The following is a 17,451-nucleotide window of genomic DNA, read 5'->3' on the forward strand; positions in this document are numbered from 1 at the left end:
CAATTTAAAGAGTAAACCAAGTCCTGCACGAGAGAAAAACAGGATCTCGCTGGAAAGGGAAGCTGTTTCTGTGTTCAACGGAAGTTTGCTCTGTGAGCGGCACGTTGCGTATGTTTGGATCTTGAGGACAGGATTTTCGGCTCCCTCGTAAAAAGAAATCTGAACAGAAAATTAATGTGTCAGGCACGTGATCCTAATGGGTCACTGAAAAAATCTATCCGCACCTGAATATCTTTGGATCCATGTAATTTCGGAATGAGCGCTCCTGTCATTCTCCGGCAGTTGTTGCATGCTCGGCAGAGGTTGTGGAGAGGAAATTGGGCCCGATTGTTGCCAATCTTGTATCTCGTACTCGTTCTAATCCCATTGTAATCCTCACAGTCAGTTGGATTGTCAGTCTGCTGCTTTTGCCTGCTCTCGGTGCGATCGTCTGGAGCATGTACAAGTCGTATACCCATGTAGCGACTCGCGAGTTTCGGCTTCAACAGCTCGTGGGAGATATCATGCTCCTCAATGAATTGCTTACGTCTTCGGCCCGTATGGCGGTCACCACAGGTGAGACCAAATGGGAGGAGGAATACAAGAAAGTTGAAATCAAGCTGGATAGTGCCATCACTGAGGCCGCATTGCTGGCAAAACACTCGTACGAGACCAATTACGCATCAAAAGCGAAACTTGCCTATTCGAATCTCATCGAAATGGAGAGTTTAAGTCTGGCGCTCGTCAGAGGCGGCAGATTAAAGGAAGCGACAGAGATAATCTTCGGTGAGAAATATGAAGCTCAGAAGAGACTCTATTCCGAAAGTATCCAATCGCTTGCCTCAGCAATACAGGGTCGAGTGGAATTCAATCTCTCTTCACTGAGCAAGAGTCTGACCTATGCCAGTATTCTCGGATTTATCGTTGTTTTTTTGCTGCTTGCCTTGTGGCTGGCCGTTGTGATCGTAATTCGTATGCAATTGGCCAAACGTAAGGAAGCGGAAGACGCTTTACAACAAAGCGAGAGCAAATTCAGAAATTTAGTTCAAAGTGCTCCTCTCGGAATCTTTCTCTGTGATGCAACGGGAAATCTCGTGGAGGTCAACCCATCTCTCAGGCAAATCATTCCATCAATTTCCGTCCACCACGACTCCGAATCGAGTGACGTCCTTGCTGCTCCTTTTTTTGAGAGAAGCGGGATGAGGACGCACATTCTGAAGTGTATGAAAACGGGACTGCCGTTGGTTACGGAACTGCCCTATACAACCCGGGTGGGGGAATATCGGTACATAAGAGTTCATTTGAGCCCTTATTTGAATGATGCAAGTCGGGTTGAAGGGGTGCAGGGGCTAGTCGAGGACTTCACCGACCGAAAAAGAAACGAAATGCAATTGAATCAAGCTCACGAAAGGGCTTCTGCGGAAGCTCAAAAGTTGAGGTCTTTGATTGAAGGCATTGAAGAAGGAGTGCTGTTTTTTGACAAGGACGACATCATCACGGAGGCAAATAGCTGGAGTCTCGACAAGATCGGTTTGAGCAAGTCGGAAGCAATAGGAAAGAGTCTGAGCGTACTCAATATCGAAGCGCTCTTCGGGCCTGGATTCTCAGGAATTTTCAGGCATTACCACATGGGAACACGTACCGAACCATGGGAATGTACTCTCACCTGGAATAATATGCACGTGTTGGTCCGGATTTATCCCATGTTCAAGAACGAAACCTATAATGGTTTGATTCTGAACGTGATTGACGTCACAGAACTGGAGCAATCTCGGGAGCGAGCCCAACAAGCGGACCGCAGCAAGAGCCAGTTCCTGGCCAATATGAGCCATGAAATCAGGACGCCGATGAACGCCATTATCGGCATGGCTGAACTTGCACTGAATACGACACTTACACAAGTGCAGCGAGAGTATATCGAGACCATCGAAATGTCGGCACATTCTCTCCTGGCACTCATAAACGACATTCTCGACTTTTCAAAAATCGAAGCAGGTAAACTCCAGTTATTACCCGGACCGTTCTGTTTTCGGGACCACGTCTGCAGCGTAGTGCAGACATTGAGTCTGCAGGCTCATTCCAAAGGCCTGGAACTTGCCTGCGGAATCGCACCCTCCATTCCGGCAAATTTGATAGGAGATCAGGACAGAATAGGACAAATTCTTTTGAACCTGGTGGGTAATGCTATCAAGTTCACTGCCCATGGTGAAGTGCTGGTCCAGGTGGATATGGAATCCAGAAGCGAAGACCGGGTGTACTTGAGAATGGTCGTCAGCGATACGGGTATCGGTATCCCTTATGAAAAGCAAAAAACAATATTTTGCGAATTCGAACAGGCAGACGGCTCCACTTCACGGCAGTACGGGGGTACAGGTCTGGGCCTTGCCATTACCGCTCAGCTCGTGGAATTGATGGGCGGCAAAATCTGGGTCGAAAGCACATTAGGGAAGGGCAGTAAATTCCATGTGAATCTTCCTCTCCAGGTGCAGCATACGCCTGAAGAATCAATACCGAACAGCTTGGAAGGCATAAGCGTCCTGGTTGTGGATGACAATGCGACCAATCGCAGAATATTGGAGGAAGTTCTGACGCAATGGGACATGCATCCTGTCGCGGTTTCGAGCGGGATGGAGGCTCTACGCTCTCTGCGAGAAAAACGCGATGCCGGAGAATCATTCGATCTTGCTATCGTAGATTGCATGATGCCGGAAATGAACGGTTTTCAACTCTCGGCAGAAATCAGGAGCGAGCCGGATTTCGCTTCACTGAAGATTCTTATGCTCACGTCCGCGAGCCCGGATACTTCGGCTGAATCGCTTCAACTCCTCAATATAGATGCGTGTTTACTCAAACCCATACATCAGTCCAATCTTTACAATACCATAGTCAGAATACTCCAGGGACCGAAAGACAGTTGCGCGCCCGAACCGGCCCAACTGAGATTACCTGTGGCCGATACTCCTTCCAGGATTCTCCTGGCTGAAGACAATGCCTTCAATCAAAAGGTCGCATTAGGCATGCTTACTCAGATGGGGCATTCCGTGAAAGTAGTCTCTAACGGTCAGGAGGTTCTGAATGCAATTGAAAACGAACGCTTCGATTTGATCCTGATGGACGTGCAAATGCCGCATATGGACGGGTTTGAGGCTACCAAGCGGATCAGGAGACTCGAAGAGCACGACGGGGGAGGTCGAACCCCTATTATCGCCATGACTGCGTATGCAATGAAGGGTGATCGAGAAAAATGCCTGCAGACGGGCATGGACGGCTATCTGTCGAAACCTGTGAACAGCCGGGAACTGGCCAGCATGATTGAAAACATTTCAGCCAATGCAAACTCCATTGGTAGTGATGTGAGTGTGCCTACCCAAAAAGTACTCGATTTGCAGGTATTGTCTGAAAGCGTTGCCGGAAATCATGAACTCTTACATGAAATACTCGGGATCTTTCTCGAAGACTATCCCACGCTCTTGTCACAGATTACCGACGCAGTCAGGCGAAAGAATCCTGACGATCTGCGGATCGCGGCCCATTCGTTAAAGGGAATGGTGGCCGGTCTTGGGGCAAGCTTTGCCTACGAAGCTGCTCTCAGAATGGAAAATATGGGACGTAATCTTGACATGTCCTATTCGGAAGAAGCACTGGTCTCGCTCGACCGGGAGCTCAGGAGAGTTGAAGAAATACTTCGCCTGCAGAGGAGTCTTCGAGCTTCATGAGAATACTTATCGCCGAAGACAATCGATTCTTCAGACGCCTGCTGGAAGCGAATCTCAAGCAATGGGGGCACGAAGTGGTCTCTTGCGAGGATGGTGCGGAAGCATGGGAAATCCTTCAGAAATCCGATTGTCCTCATCTTGCGATACTCGATTGGGAAATGCCCAGAATGCTGGGAATAGAAGTGTGCAAGGCTGTTCGTGAACAAAAGAATCAACCGTACATCTACTTGATATTATTGACTGCCAAGACCCAGAAAGACGACCTCGTCGTAGGGCTGGATTCCGGAGCTGACGACTACTTGACCAAACCTTTTGAACCGGTTGAACTCCAGGTGAGGCTTCGAGCGGCAACAAGAATTATCCAGTTGCAGGAAGATCTGGTTTCCGCATTGAGAGCCGCCGAGGTCCGTGCAAAAGAAGATTCTCTGACCGGGCTGTGGAATCATTCCGCAATTGTGGAAATGTTGAAACGGGAAATAGAGCGATCGTTCCGGCAACAGCGGTCTCTCGGAATTATCATGTGCGATATAGACCATTTCAAACGAATCAACGATACCTTCGGTCATCTGGAGGGTGACAGAAGTCTGAAGAGAGTGGCTGAAATCATTCGAACAAACCTCCGCCAGTACGATTCGGTCGGTCGATACGGTGGAGAGGAGTTCCTCGTTATCTTGCCGGATTGTAATGCGATCCAGACCGTTACTCTGGCTGAACGTTTGCGTGAGATGGTGAGCTGCGACGTGAGACTCGTCATGCACGATGATGTGCACCTCACTGTTAGTTTTGGAGCAACATCCATTGAGGCAGGATCGAATATCAATTGGGAAGCTGCAATTCGCATAGCGGATGAAGCTCTCTATGAGGCTAAGAGAAATGGAAGAAATAGAGTTGTTCTACGGGTACTCAAGGACGTCAACCGCACGAATTGATCCTGTGAGTCTTCATGACTCCAGGATAACCGTCAGTTCCGAGACGAGGGACAGACTTCACAGATTGGCCTTGGACGCAGAAATGAAGGATAACTGCACAGGGTTCCACATGGCGCGAACCGGATTGCTCAGCGCGCTATTAGCCGAAAAACTCGGACTGAAACCTGACGTTGTTCATCAAATATATCTGGCAGCGCCCATGCATGACATCGGTAAGATCGCAATACCTGATTCAATTCTGCTGAAGCCAGGCCCATTGACCCCGGATGAATTCGAGATTATGAAAAGCCACACGATCATAGGTGCAAGGATTTTTCAGTCTTTCAACGATAAGACCCTGCGAGTGGCGCATTCCATCGCGCTTTGCCATCATGAGAAATGGGATGGAACCGGATATCCCGCGGGTCTCAAAGGGTACGATATTCCTATCGCCGGCCGAATAGTGGCATTGGCCGATGCTTGTGATGCAATGTGTTCCTTGAGACCGTATCGCGAACCCTTACCCCTCCAGACAGCCTGTGAATCGATCGAAGAAGGACGGGGCAGCCATTTCGACCCCTCTATCGTGGACACGTTTTTCGAATACCTTCCTCTGGTTCGTGAAATTCAACAACGTATTTCGTAAAGGGGGGAGGGGGGACTTTGATCCAGACAGAGTTTTGGACAACGCCATGATGTGCGATTGAAGATAGGGAGTATTGGTAGGTGCCGGCCTCCGTGCCGGCACATCTTCAATATGATCAATGATATCGATAGAATGGACCGGCAGGGAGAAGGTGTCTCAAAAGTCGAAATTTATCCCGGATCGTGGCACGAAGTTCTCATGGTCCCGCTGGCCTGATTGTAGGGGCGGGCCTCGTGTCCGCCCAAATAAGGGTAGGCACTAGACCTACCTCTACGAAGATGGCGAATCGTGCCACGATTTCTTATACATTCGAGACTTTTGAGACACTTTCGAGACGCCGGCCCCCACTAAGATCGTGTATTCGAGCGAGGGATAAACGTCAGAATTCTTGAGGATTGCCTCGATTAAGCACCAGCGAGCGCGAATTCATTGGCAAGAACAGTCTTAAGGACGCCCAACGTTTCCGGCGACATGGATGTGATTTCAAATCCTGCTTTGGGAGTGTTCTGCGAGAATTGAGTTGAAGTCCAGCGACACTTGCACTCTAACGGAAGCGGGTCAGCTTCCTTGAAATCACTGATCTTGAAGAAGAGAAGCTTTCCTTCACCTGGCCGTCCGTGTATACCCTGAGTGCTCAGACCGTTTTCAGACAAGTCGAGAAGTGTTCCAGTCTGTTCAGGTGCATCGATTTCATAGATCTTGGTTACCAATACCGGACAGAGCAGTCTCGGTGATGAGCGTCTCTCTTGAGACAAAGGAATTGCGGTATTTTCGTTTTCAGGCATAGATTCATCTGATGAAAGAAGTCCCATATTTTTCAATGTATTCAGGATCTTTGCAAAAACTTCGACTCTAAAGCCATTTTCTTTGGCAATATCTTCGAAAGCAATTCCCGATTTCAGGCTATCTGCAATTTTCAGAGCACGGCGATGTCTTTCAGATGACAGTTGTTCAATAATAGAATCAACGGAGCTATAAGAGAATCCGAACTTGTCCATGAGCTCCTGTCTGGTGGTCCTTGCGGAAATGGCTCGCACAAGCTCCAGCGCCGATATCTTCCTGATTCTCTTCATCTGCCGGACCGCTCCATTACCACTGGCCGACGCCCGTTCGCGGGGTACTTCCCATAAGGCCTTGTTCCACGCAGGTAAGTTCGCTACTGATAGATTCCATGACAGAGACTATTTCTTTCCATGTATCAGGCAGAATACCTCTTTCCACCAGGAATTTCAGAATTTCCTGGACATCGCCCAGGTTGTCGATAGCTCGACCGAGCAAAATGATCTCCTTGTCATTCATGGCGAATTCCTCTCACAACGGAATCAATCCGTTCCATAACTCAAAATCCCGGCCCATACATCTGACTAAGACCGAATAAACAACTGTATCAAAGGGCCAAACGCACTCAGTCCTGCGAAGAAGCTTTGGAGCCAGTCACCTTTCGCAGGATGTCACCGAGTTCCAATGCATTGTATGGTTTCGCAATGACCCCGACTAAACCGTAGTGCTGAAAATCAATCATGATTGGTTCATCCAGATGGCCGCTGCTGAGAATTATCTTTGCATTCTGATCGATTTCCAGGAGTCTCCGAGTAGCTTCTCTTCCGCCCATTCCTCCCGGCACAGTCAAATCCATGATCACCACGTCAAAGGGATCGCCGGAGCGCATGGCTTTCTGATATTTCGCTATTGCTCGTGTGCCGTTCTCCGCGGTTTCCACTGTGTATCCCAGGATTGACAACAAATCTTTGGCCGCGTCTCGAATGTCCTCTTCATCATCCATAATCAAAATGTTGCCACTACCGCGGTAGGGTGCTCGGTCCGAATTTTCAACGGGTTCGGCGGATCGATCTGAAGCTGGAAGATAAATAAAAAAGCTTGTACCCGATCCTTCTCGCGATTCCACTTCTATGCGGCCGCCGTGTTTCTTCACCACAGCATACGAAGTTGCCAAACCGAGACCGCTGCCCGCTGCTTTTGTCGTGAAATAGGGATCGAAAATTTTAGCGAGATTCTGCTCGGAAATTCCGGAACCCGTATCCTTGATCATAATCCTCACATATCGTCCGCGAGGCGACTGACTCTCATCGGGCCGAGGTTCGGCGCCTACAACCAGGTTTTCCGCTTTGATCAATACAAGGCCGCCTTCAGGCATTGCCTGTTTGGCGTTTATGATAAGGTTCTGAAATACTGTGCCGATCTGATATGGCTCTATTTCCGCAGGCCAGAGATTCTCCCCCACTCTCAATCTGAATTTTACGTTCGAACCGCTCAGAGCCAAGACAGCGGCCTCCTGTAACAATGGAGTCAAGAGGGTGGGTTTTTTGATAAGGGGTCTGCCTTTTGCGAATGTCAGAAGCTGTCTGGTTAACTCCCGAGCTTTTGTTGACGCTCTTTCGGCTCTGGTAAGGGCATCGTACACGGGAGACTCACGATTGCTGCGTATCTTGGCCAGGGAGATGTTTGCAATGTTGGCGGTCAACAGGTTATTGAAATCGTGAGCTAAACCCCCGGCGATCAGCTCCAGGGTTTCCAATTTTTGGCTTCTCTGGAGTTCTTGTTCCGTTCGCTTTCGATCGGTAATATCTCTGAATACAATGAGAAAGGAGGGTTTTCCGTCCCATTGGGTGCGACTTAGCTGAATTTCGGCAGTTCCCGGTTGTCCGTTCGGCCGCACTATGCTGGTCTCGGCAATCTGCCCTGGTCCGAGTGCTATAGCGAGCCGTTCGCCCCGCAAGGATTCCGGAGTCTTTCCGAGGAAGAGTGCTGCAGCACGGTTAACGTAGAGAATTGTGCCTTCGCAGTCCAGAATCGCAATGCCGTCGGAAGATCTTTCTACAATGCTGTTAAAACTGTCTCGACTTTTTTCAAGTGCCGACTGAGTTTTCGATCTCTCTTCGATTTCCTGTCGAAGCCGCTCATTTGTTAATTTCAGCTCTGCAGTCTGCTCGTGAAACTGCCGTTCATATTTTTCTTTTGCCTGCCGCATAATTTCTTTGCTGGTTTCGATTAACAGGACCTGCTTTTTCTCCAGAGTCAAATCCTCAATCAGTACCAGTATGAGGCGCGTTTTTCCGAGTCTCAGAGAGCGAAAATTCAGACGCCCCCACATTCTGTTCGTTCCAATCTCCACCAGTCCTTCGCTCACCTGGAGTTTGCGTATCGTGAACACTTTTTCAAGTATTCCCTGGAAAGCCGCGGCGTCTCTCGAACGAGGAAACAAGGAAGAGAACGGTGCCGATACGAGTTTCGTTGTAGTGTCGCCCAGTTTTTCAGATGACTCGTTTGCGAAGACAATGGAAAAACTGCCGTCCACAACTAATGCCGGCATAGGTAAAGCGCTGAGAAGCTTGCCTAAAGAAGTCAGACGAAAGCCCGTGAGATCGAAACTTCCCGATTCGGTCAACTGGTTGGGAAACTGGCCGTTAATTTCTATGGTTTCGGTCAGCAGTCCGAGCTGTGCGGCATTTGTGGAATTCGATATCTCTTCCGGGAATTGTGACTTGTCTTTGGTCATGATGGTTCTAGAGCCAGCACATGATATCCGTGCAAACGCAAGACAAAAGCTGTTCGGATGTTGGTTCCTACAGGCACAACGGTCCTACCTGCCCGAGAATCTCGGTGCACACTGATGAAGCCCCCCTCGAGCAGGAATCATCTATCGCTTTTTCAGATCAGTGTCAATTTTTTATCTGATTCATGAAGCATACGAAATGCTGCTGGGCTGGTGGCAGACCGGTCTTTTACTCGCAGCGGCAGTTCACTCGGCAGGAATGAAAAGCTGTCGAAGCAATGCATTTTCTCTGGCAGAAATTTTCAGTTTGCTCATGAACTTTGAGATTCGTCCTGTGGCTGAATTCTGCAGGCATCCACAACCGCATGGTTCACGAGCAGTTCATGTCCATCACGTTATTTTTCGATTCTCGGTCGAGATCGATTTGAAGACGCCACTTCGGCTTCTCCGGATACGTCTGAAGCCAAACATGCTCCCTTGGTTACATCAATGGTCTGGCAGAAAATGCATTCGTCTCCCTGTTCAGATAGCGCTTGACCGCAATTCGGACATTTGATCACTTCGCTTGAGTGATCTGAAAAAGCCCTAAAGACTTCACTCTCAGTCAATTTGGATCGTTCGAAGAATTCCAGGTCAGTCATCAAGCCTGTTTGGACCAGTTTTCTGAAGATATACTGCAAACCGCGAGACGTTAGGCCGTACTTTTCAATGAGCTGGCTATCACTCAGACCTTCCCGGATATCGTGAACCATATCCTTGGCCCTGATTTTTCGCTTTGCCATGTTCCCCACCCTTAATGGACAAAAGTCGTTGAAATTGCATGTTTTGGTTGGACCGGGATGATGCTGATCTGCGCTTATCCGGGAGCACAACAGTATACAAAAGGGGCCCCGGTGCGCTTCCAGGAGGCTGTCTCAAAAGTCGAAATTTATCCCAGATCGTGGCACGAAGTTCTCATGGTCCTGCTGACCTGATTGTAGGGGCGGGCCTCGTGTCCGCCCAAATAAGGGTAGGCACTAGGCCTACCCCTACGAAGATGGCGAATTGTGGCACGATTTGTCATGCATTCGAGAATTTTGAGACAGTCTCCCAGGTCCGATCCGTCGACTGATGATGCTATTTCGATTCAGAGCGTGCAGTGTTACAGTCCGACTTCGCCGGCACCCTCGGAAGGTGTTCATCCAAAGGAACCCGGTCTCGCGCTCCCTTTGCTGTCGATCGGATGCTGGTGCTCGCCTTAGATGTTGATTCTCTTCACCGTTGGACAGGTCGCTCACCACGTCCAAAACATCGGATATGCTCCGATGGGTCCGCAACGAATACTGCTATTCGAACGTCAGAGTCATGAGTTGAACCAGTTCTCTGATTGCCGCAGCGTTCTTGTCGTTCAGATTCTGTATTTGAAATCCTGCAGAATGGAGTCCTTTTGCTTCATCAGATCTAAACCATCGACAGACGACCTGAAGTGTCATCGCATTCAGATCCATAAATTCATCAGGAACGAGAACAATCTTCTTTACCTCACCGACACAAGCTTCCATCCCGGTGATGCCAAGGCCTGTTTCCGAAAGGTCCCGCAATTTTCCCTGATTCTGCGGATTGTCTTCTTCGTACACTTTAACAGATAAGATCGGATAACTTCGGATATTTCTCCGGATGAGCTGTAGGGTGACAGATTCTTCCAAGTTGGGAAAATTATTAAGAATCTCTTCCCATGTAAGGGCCCCGGAACGCACCAGTTTCCAGAAAGCGCTCTGAAGTCCCCGAGAAGAGAGTCCGTATTTATCCATTATCGCCAACTCGGACATGCCAGACCGGATGTCCCCCACGATTTCAATGGTTTTAATCCTGAGTTTTTCCCTGGGTTGACGGTTTTCTCTGAAGAAATGTATACCGACATCAGTCATTTCTTCAAGAACTCTCTTGAGGGCTTTTCTCGAAAGATTGTGTTTTTTCATTAACTCGCTGTTAGTAATTCCCGATCTAATATCCTTGAGCAATTCTGCGGCATTAACTCGCTTGATGGCGCCCAATTGAGCCAATTTCAGGAGCAACCTCTCCAAACCCCTGGGAGATAGATTGTATTTTGCCATGAGCACGGAATCACTGAGTCCTGAGCGAATGTCACCAAGTATCTTTTGGGCATTTACGACGGTCTTAGTTTCCATTCCCTCCCACCTGCGGCACAACGCGAAATATATTTTATGAGCTTCATATCTATAGTTTCGCGATTCTTGCATGGTCGAGTCCGCGCGTGGAGCGCGGGCCGTTGAGTTTTTCGAACTTATTGATTCGGCTGGCTTTCGAATAAATTCTCAGCGAGAAATGACTCCTTCGAGCTGCTGCCAGCATGTCTGAAAAGGTGAACGACTTTTTCCGGCAGTACCAGGGAGCCGGGTCGGCAACGAGGTTCTTTGCAGTGACGAATTGCCCAACGAACCAAAGCACTACAAAGCAGTAGGCCCAGTAAGCAAACATAGGGGCACGGGTTACCGAGGTCTCTTTCCGACACTGAGGTTCAGCCGCACCCAGGAGGTTCTTGGTCTCTCGATTGGTCATCTCAATGCTAAAGCGTGCAGCGTAGCGCTCGATAATCTGCTGTGGTGCAGCCTGAGGGTCCGTATCGAAAAACACCATATTGGCATGGTGGCCGGCCGGGTCATGGCACAACACGATCGAAAGAGGCTGTTGCCCCTGCGCTATGATACCATAGCGCCGTGAACTGATGTATCAGGAGCTTAGTTCGTTTTCCATAGCAGAAGACCCTAATCTCATTCCACCCCAGATTGGGGTCCTGGAACATCGTTTCCAGGGAGGGCAGTCGAGCGCCTCTCTTGCGAGGTCTGCCCATCACTGTAAATGGAGCAGGTTCCAGCACAGCGAACAAAGCTGCATCCTTTCTCAGCCTCCCTGTAATGTGCACATTCTTGGGTCGTGCTTTGAGGATGGTATCGCAGCAGTATCCCAGGTCGAACACAATTCTCAGTCTTTCTCCCTCTTGGAGCCATGAATGAGTCAGATTTATAAGATCCAATCCAAGTTCGGGTTTTGTCTTGTAGGGCAGGCTCTTGGGATTAAACTTGGCCTTTGGCGGCCACCAAAGGCGGGCAGCGTATGGCAGACAAAACATGCGATCGCTGATGCCGGGAAGGCGAATCGCCAGTCCTATGATGACAAAGCACACTCCATACCCCTTTTGCTTAGTATGCTTTGGGAGTGAACCATCATGCTGCCAGCCCGCGCCACAGATCTTCTTGCCAGTGTGCTTGTTCAAGGTGTCGTCAATCACCACAAGGATCTCGATCCCTTCTGCAATCAGCGTTTCTACCAACATTCTGAAGACGAAATAGGAGACAAAGTCAGTCTCCCATCGTCCCTTGCCGAGGAATCGGTAGATGCTGGCGAAGTGCTTGGATTCATGGAGTCTCATGGTCAGAATCACCTGGCTGATAGTGTGCTTGCCCATAGTGAGCACCCAACCGACCACCAGCGCAACGAAGATACGGAAACTCGGTGCGCTGAAACACGCTCTGAAATGAATCTCGTCAATCCCGAACGGATCTGGTATAGATCTCTTCAACTGGCGTTCCTCCTTCCCAGAATCTTTACACAAAACCGGGTATGTGCGGAACGCCTTATTTTTTCAAGGATTATCTCACCATCTAACCGTCCAGAATACAAAAAGGGCGAAACTATAGTTCATATTAGAAAATTGAAAAGTCGCTGGCAACAAAATTCCTCCATAAGTCTATCATTATTCCAAATGAAACCGCCCCTTCTCACAGCTTACTTACTACAATATGGCGAAGTTTCGTCTCTCCAGCGCGTAATCAACGTTTTGAAGGCGGATGTGTTGTGTCCACAAACATTTTTTGACTTCGGAGTATTGCGAAGCATCGACAAGAGAAGCGTCAGCGGTGATAATGCTTATATAATTGATCGATAGGGGGACGTGAATGAGAAGCAAAATTGATGAACTAGATATTTTCCCTATTCCTCTAAAGACAATACCTGCAGACGAATCAGCGAGCCCTCGTCAAAGCTTTTTTCAGATGCAGGTGGAATGCCTTGCCGGCGAATTCGCAGACAAATACGCAAAGATGCTTGGATTGAGCAGACGTGAATTCCTGTCCGGAGCTTGCGGAAGCGCTGTTGTCTTCATGGCCATGAATTCCGTTTTCGGAGATTGCTTCTCGGTGGACGTTGCGGAAGCAGCGGATCCAGCCAAAGCTCAGGACCGACAGAAGGCTTTGACCGGCCAGTTCATCTTCGATATCCAAACACATTTTGTCAGTCCCGAGTTCGACTCAACATGGATGCTGCAACTTAGAGAAAGAGGGAAGAAATGGAATCCGGAGCTACAAGGCGAAAAAGTGGATATGGAGAAAATACGATTTGAAAACTTCTACAGAGAGATCTTCGAAGGCAGCGATACGAAAATGGCTGTCCTGAGTAGCGCTCCGGATGACGATCCCAAGAAATGGTTTCTTCACAATGATGAAATGGCTAAAGCAAGGGAACGGGTGAATCAGCGAGCAGGGCGCAAAGTGTTCCTCACTCACGCGCTTGTTACCCCGGGACATCCCAACTGGTTGGAGGAAATAGATCGCGCCGTTTCAGAATATAAGCCGGATGCCTGGAAGGGCTACACCGTAGGATCTCCGTTCAAGGAATCCAAATATCCCTGGCGACTCGATGATGAAAAGCTCATGTATCCGGCGTACGAGAAAATGGTCAAATCCGGGATAACAAATTTATGTATCCACAAAGGGCTTCTCCCAGGCGGGTACGAATCAAAGATGTCAAAAACCTGGCAATACGCTAAAGTCGATGATCTGAGCAAAGCTGCCAAAGATTGGCCGCAACTGAATTTCCTCATTTATCATTCAGCCCTTAAGTCCGGCGAGGAACCGTCGCAGCAGGATATCCAGGAATTTGAAAAGACAGGCTACATTCCGTGGATAACGGAACTCGCTGCAATGCCGGAAAAGACCGGTGTTACCAACGTATATGCGGAGCTTGGTTCTGTTTTCGCTATTACCGCGGTCAGCGCACCGAAATATTGCGCGGGCATTTTGGGAACTCTGATCAAAGGACTTGGGGCAGATCATGTGCTCTGGGGGACAGACTCCGTCTGGTATGGATCGCCCCAATGGCAGATTGAGGCTTTTCGACGCCTGGAAATACCCGAAGATCTTCAGCAGAAATTCGGCTTTACACCATTGGGACCGGCTGATGGGAAAACGAAGACCATGATTTTCGGTGAAACCTCGGCCAAACTGTACAAGGTCAAAGTGTAAAGAAGAGACTCTCGACACTCGTTTCAAAGATTGGACGCACGCAGACACCGCCTATCTTCAGTAGAACATGTGGAAAGAAAAGCCAGACTTACAGGACTCGGGAGGAACACAGATATAGATTAGGATGTGACAATCAACTTTCAGATCTCAATTAACCGCATCTATTATCCGGCTTTACCATAGCTAGCCTTGAGTAGATCTGTGTCTGGAAATCGCTGAAGAGAGAAAAGCCGCGTCTAAGCCGACGATACGAGAAAAGACGTTGTGCTTTCGCAATATTTCTTGTAACAGACTCATCGGAGGTCATGCGATGGCCGAAAACCGGTCATTGAGGTGGACAATGGGAGAAGATGGGTCTATCGATTTCCCCATCAAGTCCCAGGCTCCAGAAGGAGCGCGTCCGCCTGTGGACGATCGTGTTTGTCTGGAGGGTACTTGCTGAATTCTCAAGACTGGCGATAGGTGGGAGATCTTCTTGCCGAGTCTCTCAACCCGTCCATGTCTTGCTGGCGTCCTAGGCGATTACACAGTCTGTCGTCCTGTCGGTGAACCTTCCTCTGATTCTCTCGATGAGGAACCAAAAGAGTAATGCCTCCCTTCTTTGAACGTCTCAGAGCAGGAGCGTTGTCGTATGCCTTGTTTTCACGTGACAAGACTTCTGCAAAGATGATTAGGAAAGACAGCGGTTACGTTCATTCTCTGTACTTGGCCATCCCGCTCGCAGTCGGGTTCACTCTGGGCGCTATGCTGCTGCTATGGATTTCCGGTCAAACCAAGATCAAGTTTGAGGAATTCGCTCTGCCTGTGGGAACTTCCTCATATTTTGCAGAGTATGATGGACACAAGATTCATGGCACGGGAATTTGTGATGCAGATGATTGCATTGAAGGTTGGCGGAAGCGAGGATCTCGTGAAGCAGCACTGTGGATGGGCAATTCACAAATTCACGCAGTAAATCAGTTAAAACCCGGCCAAGAAAACGCTTCACCTTTGTTGTTTCGAGCCTTGAACAAGAAAGGACTGGATTTTCTGACGTTCAGCTTTCCAAATTCGAATTTTCAAGAGTACTATGTTTTTTTCGAATATCTGAGGCCGAGGCTCAATCTGAAAGTATTGATCCTTCCCGTAGTCTTTATCAGCTTTCGTGAGACAGGGATTCGTGATGACATAGCGAAAGCGCTTAATGACCCGGATGTAAAGAATTCTTTAAAACGCACAAAGATAGGCGAGCGCATTTTGAAAGAATGCGGCTCCAAAGAATCCTCTAAAGAATCCCCGGAAGATGGAGAGTTGGCAGCTCTGCGCGGTACGATCCAGGAGCATTCAGAAAAATTCCTGAATTCATGGCTCAAGAACAATATGTCGCTCTGGGAAGCGAGACCTCAGGTGAGAGGCTGGTTGACAATATCCCTCTACCGTCTGCGTAACACTGTTCTCGGGATCGATCCGCAGACTAAACGCAAGATGATAGGGGGGCGATATGAGGATAATATGGCTGCTCTGAAAGCTGTTGTGGATCACGCAATCACCGAGAAGATTAAGGTTGTGCTCTACACGGCTCCAATACGTCGCGATGTTGAATTGCCATATATACTCGAAGAATACCAAGCCTGTAAGAATCAGGTGAAGGAATTGGCTCAGGAAAGCGGGGCGATATATGCTGACCTGGAATCTATAGTACCTGGTGAATTTTGGGGCCAAAAGGAATCCACTGCATTGAACAGCAAATTGGAACTGGATTTCTTTCATTTCCAGGCAGCCGGACATTCCATTCTGGCAGAAGCACTGACCAAGCTGATACGACAGTGAATGCGACAGGTGCGCAATGATCTTTAATTCCGTCACGTACGTCGTCTTTCTCGTTACAGTAGTCTTACTCTACTGGGTGCTGCCGCAAAAGCCCCGACGTTGGTTGTTGTTGCTGTCGGGATTGACGTTCTATGGATTCTGGCGTTTGGAATATATCCCCGTAATGCTGTTTCAAACAGTGACGGATTATACGTTGGCACGTATGATTTATGGGACGGCTGACCCGCGAAGGAGGAAGCTGCTACTCGTTATCACCTTGATAACCAATCTTGGATTGTTGGCGTATTTCAAATATAGTATGTTTGCTTTAGATAATGCTGTCAATTTATTGAACTTGTTTGGATTAGACTTGCATATCAAACCTTGGAATATTCTCCTTCCGTTAGGTATAAGTTTTTACACATTTCATTCACTCAGTTACACCATCGATGTGTACAGAGGGTTCATAAAACCCGAGCGTGATTTTGTGATTATGGCGACGTTTGTCAGCTTTTTCCCTCAACTTGTCGCAGGACCCATCCTTCGAGCGAGGGAAGTCATACCACAGTTGGAGCATCGACCGCGATTCCAACTGGATTCAGTGTTAATCGGTATTCGCAGAATACTCTTTGGGCTTTTTCTTAAGGTGGTACTGGCTGACAACATTGCTCCTTTGGTGGATTCGGGGTTTGCTCAGGCATCCGGCACTCTGAGTGCACTGGACGTCTGGACTCTGGCTTTCTTGTTCGGTTTCCAGATATATTTCGATTTCTCAGCCTATTCTCATATTGCTATCGGGTCCGCCCTATTGATGGGAATCCGGTTTCCGGAAAACTTCAACTTTCCCTATATGGCACGATCTCCTCGGGATTTTTGGCGACGATGGCACATATCTCTTTCAAGTTGGGTACGAGACTACGTTTATCTGCCTCTGACCGGTTCGAAACTGCAGGACACCTCGAAAGGCGGCTTGGCTCTGGCGGCTGACGCAGAGAACACAAGGAGTAAGACCCTCGCTCTTTTCCTGACCTGGGCAATCATGGGGCTCTGGCATGGAGCTAATTGGACATTTATGATCTGGGGTCTGTACCACGCTTCACTGATTTTTCTGTATCGTTTGTTACATAATTCTGTTGGAATGCTTGACAGTTGGAGATCCAAGATTGCCGGGTGGATGGTCACATTGCCGCTGGTCATGTTGGGCTGGATTTTCTTCAGAGCTGAAACCCTCGATCAGGCCTTCGGCATGATATCTAAGGTCTTCAATCCTCTGGGATATTTAAGTCTTGGGCTGCGGGAATCTACGTATCTCATTGCCGCTGCACTTCTGGTAGCGATAATTGCTGCATACTTCGTCGATTCCTTGCCGGCACCTCGGCGTACGGGCGAGCGAATAGCGTGGGTCGCAGGCGAGAGTATTGCCATTACGGTGGCTGTAGTTCTCGTTTTTGTATACCTCAGGCCGATCAGCCAATTCATCTATTTCCAGTTTTGATGCCGATTCGCTTTCTTTTCATAATCCGGGGGGGGGTGGAGGTGTCCCTCGCTTCGGAGGACGTAGAGCCGTCTAATACGGACTTGCAATCAAGATAGTTCTTAC

At 48.7% G+C, this 17,451-nt stretch carries 11 protein-coding genes and 1 pseudogene; 6 read left to right on the top strand and 6 right to left on the bottom strand.

Annotated features, from left to right (window positions below):
• The first annotated feature begins 317 nt into the window (after positions 1–317).
• The 3 genes from DESTI_RS28635 to DESTI_RS08900 all read left to right on the top strand — a co-directional run bounded on the left by DESTI_RS28635 (position 318) and on the right by DESTI_RS08900 (position 5,249).
• Entirely contained in the window at positions 318–3,695 is a 3,378-nt protein-coding gene (locus DESTI_RS28635; protein ID WP_014809633.1) for a hybrid sensor histidine kinase/response regulator, read from the top strand.
• On the top strand, positions 3,692–4,624 hold the full coding sequence (locus DESTI_RS08895) for a GGDEF domain-containing response regulator (RefSeq protein WP_014809634.1): 933 nt from the start codon (positions 3,692–3,694) through the stop codon (positions 4,622–4,624). Before DESTI_RS28635 ends, DESTI_RS08895 begins: the two co-directional genes overlap by 4 nt.
• An 82-nt stretch (positions 4,625–4,706) precedes the next feature.
• On the top strand, positions 4,707–5,249 hold the full coding sequence (locus DESTI_RS08900; RefSeq protein ID WP_157212129.1) for an HD-GYP domain-containing protein: 543 nt from the start codon (positions 4,707–4,709) through the stop codon (positions 5,247–5,249).
• Between the two features lie 404 nt (positions 5,250–5,653).
• Here DESTI_RS08900 and DESTI_RS08905 read toward each other — a convergent pair whose 3' ends face one another.
• The 6 genes and pseudogenes from DESTI_RS08905 to DESTI_RS08935 all read right to left on the bottom strand — a co-directional run bounded on the left by DESTI_RS08905 (position 5,654) and on the right by DESTI_RS08935 (position 12,343).
• Entirely contained in the window at positions 5,654–6,322 is a 669-nt protein-coding gene (locus DESTI_RS08905; protein ID WP_014809635.1) for a PilZ domain-containing protein, read from the bottom strand.
• 16 nt (positions 6,323–6,338) lie between these two features.
• A complete protein-coding gene (locus DESTI_RS08910; protein WP_014809636.1) occupies positions 6,339–6,548 on the bottom strand; it encodes a hypothetical protein in 210 nt (69 codons plus the stop codon).
• A 106-nt stretch (positions 6,549–6,654) separates the two neighbouring features.
• Positions 6,655–8,766: a hybrid sensor histidine kinase/response regulator gene (locus tag DESTI_RS28640; RefSeq protein WP_014809637.1), complete on the bottom strand. Its 2,112-nt coding sequence runs from the start codon at positions 8,764–8,766 to the stop codon at positions 6,655–6,657.
• Positions 8,767–9,158: 392 nt separating this feature from the next.
• Positions 9,159–9,545: a hypothetical protein gene (locus DESTI_RS08920; RefSeq protein ID WP_014809638.1), complete on the bottom strand. Its 387-nt coding sequence runs from the start codon at positions 9,543–9,545 to the stop codon at positions 9,159–9,161.
• Between the two features lie 543 nt (positions 9,546–10,088).
• The gene (locus DESTI_RS08925) at positions 10,089–10,931 is read right to left on the bottom strand and encodes a PilZ domain-containing protein (RefSeq protein ID WP_014809640.1); all 843 of its coding nucleotides are present in this window, start codon (positions 10,929–10,931) and stop codon (positions 10,089–10,091) included.
• 49 nt (positions 10,932–10,980) lie between these two features.
• A pseudogene (locus DESTI_RS08935) lies at positions 10,981–12,343 on the bottom strand (IS701 family transposase).
• Between the two features lie 376 nt (positions 12,344–12,719).
• Here DESTI_RS08935 and DESTI_RS08940 point away from each other — a divergent pair.
• The 3 genes from DESTI_RS08940 (at position 12,720) to DESTI_RS08950 (ending at position 17,346) form a co-directional block, all read left to right on the top strand.
• Positions 12,720–14,063: an amidohydrolase family protein gene (locus DESTI_RS08940; RefSeq protein ID WP_014809641.1), complete on the top strand. Its 1,344-nt coding sequence runs from the start codon at positions 12,720–12,722 to the stop codon at positions 14,061–14,063.
• A gap of 588 nt (positions 14,064–14,651) precedes the next feature.
• Positions 14,652–15,872 (top strand): SGNH/GDSL hydrolase family protein, encoded by a 1,221-nt coding sequence (locus tag DESTI_RS08945; RefSeq protein ID WP_014809643.1) that lies wholly within the window; start codon positions 14,652–14,654, stop codon positions 15,870–15,872.
• Between the two features lie 16 nt (positions 15,873–15,888).
• On the top strand, positions 15,889–17,346 hold the full coding sequence (locus DESTI_RS08950) for an MBOAT family O-acyltransferase (protein ID WP_014809644.1): 1,458 nt from the start codon (positions 15,889–15,891) through the stop codon (positions 17,344–17,346).
• Positions 17,347–17,451: the final 105 nt, after the last annotated feature.

The sequence above is a fragment of the Desulfomonile tiedjei DSM 6799 genome (genome assembly GCF_000266945.1).
Classification (GTDB): Bacteria; Desulfobacterota; Desulfomonilia; order Desulfomonilales; family Desulfomonilaceae; genus Desulfomonile; species Desulfomonile tiedjei.

Excerpts from the sequence above, each read along its gene's own strand:
- DESTI_RS08945 (WP_014809643.1), top strand. The coding sequence starts at position 14,652 with ATGCCTCCCTTCTTTGAACGTCTCAGAGCAGGAGCGTTGTCGTATGCC.
- DESTI_RS08920 (WP_014809638.1), bottom strand. The coding sequence starts at position 9,545 with ATGGCAAAGCGAAAAATCAGGGCCAAGGATATGGTTCACGATATCCGG.
- DESTI_RS08940 (WP_014809641.1), top strand. The coding sequence starts at position 12,720 with ATGAGAAGCAAAATTGATGAACTAGATATTTTCCCTATTCCTCTAAAG.
- DESTI_RS08925 (WP_014809640.1), bottom strand. The coding sequence starts at position 10,931 with ATGGAAACTAAGACCGTCGTAAATGCCCAAAAGATACTTGGTGACATT.
- DESTI_RS08950 (WP_014809644.1), top strand. The coding sequence starts at position 15,889 with ATGATCTTTAATTCCGTCACGTACGTCGTCTTTCTCGTTACAGTAGTC.
- DESTI_RS08910 (WP_014809636.1), bottom strand. The coding sequence starts at position 6,548 with ATGAATGACAAGGAGATCATTTTGCTCGGTCGAGCTATCGACAACCTG.
- DESTI_RS08905 (WP_014809635.1), bottom strand. The coding sequence starts at position 6,322 with ATGAAGAGAATCAGGAAGATATCGGCGCTGGAGCTTGTGCGAGCCATT.
- DESTI_RS28640 (WP_014809637.1), bottom strand. The coding sequence starts at position 8,766 with ATGACCAAAGACAAGTCACAATTCCCGGAAGAGATATCGAATTCCACA.
- DESTI_RS08895 (WP_014809634.1), top strand. The coding sequence starts at position 3,692 with ATGAGAATACTTATCGCCGAAGACAATCGATTCTTCAGACGCCTGCTG.
- DESTI_RS08900 (WP_157212129.1), top strand. The coding sequence starts at position 4,707 with ATGAAGGATAACTGCACAGGGTTCCACATGGCGCGAACCGGATTGCTC.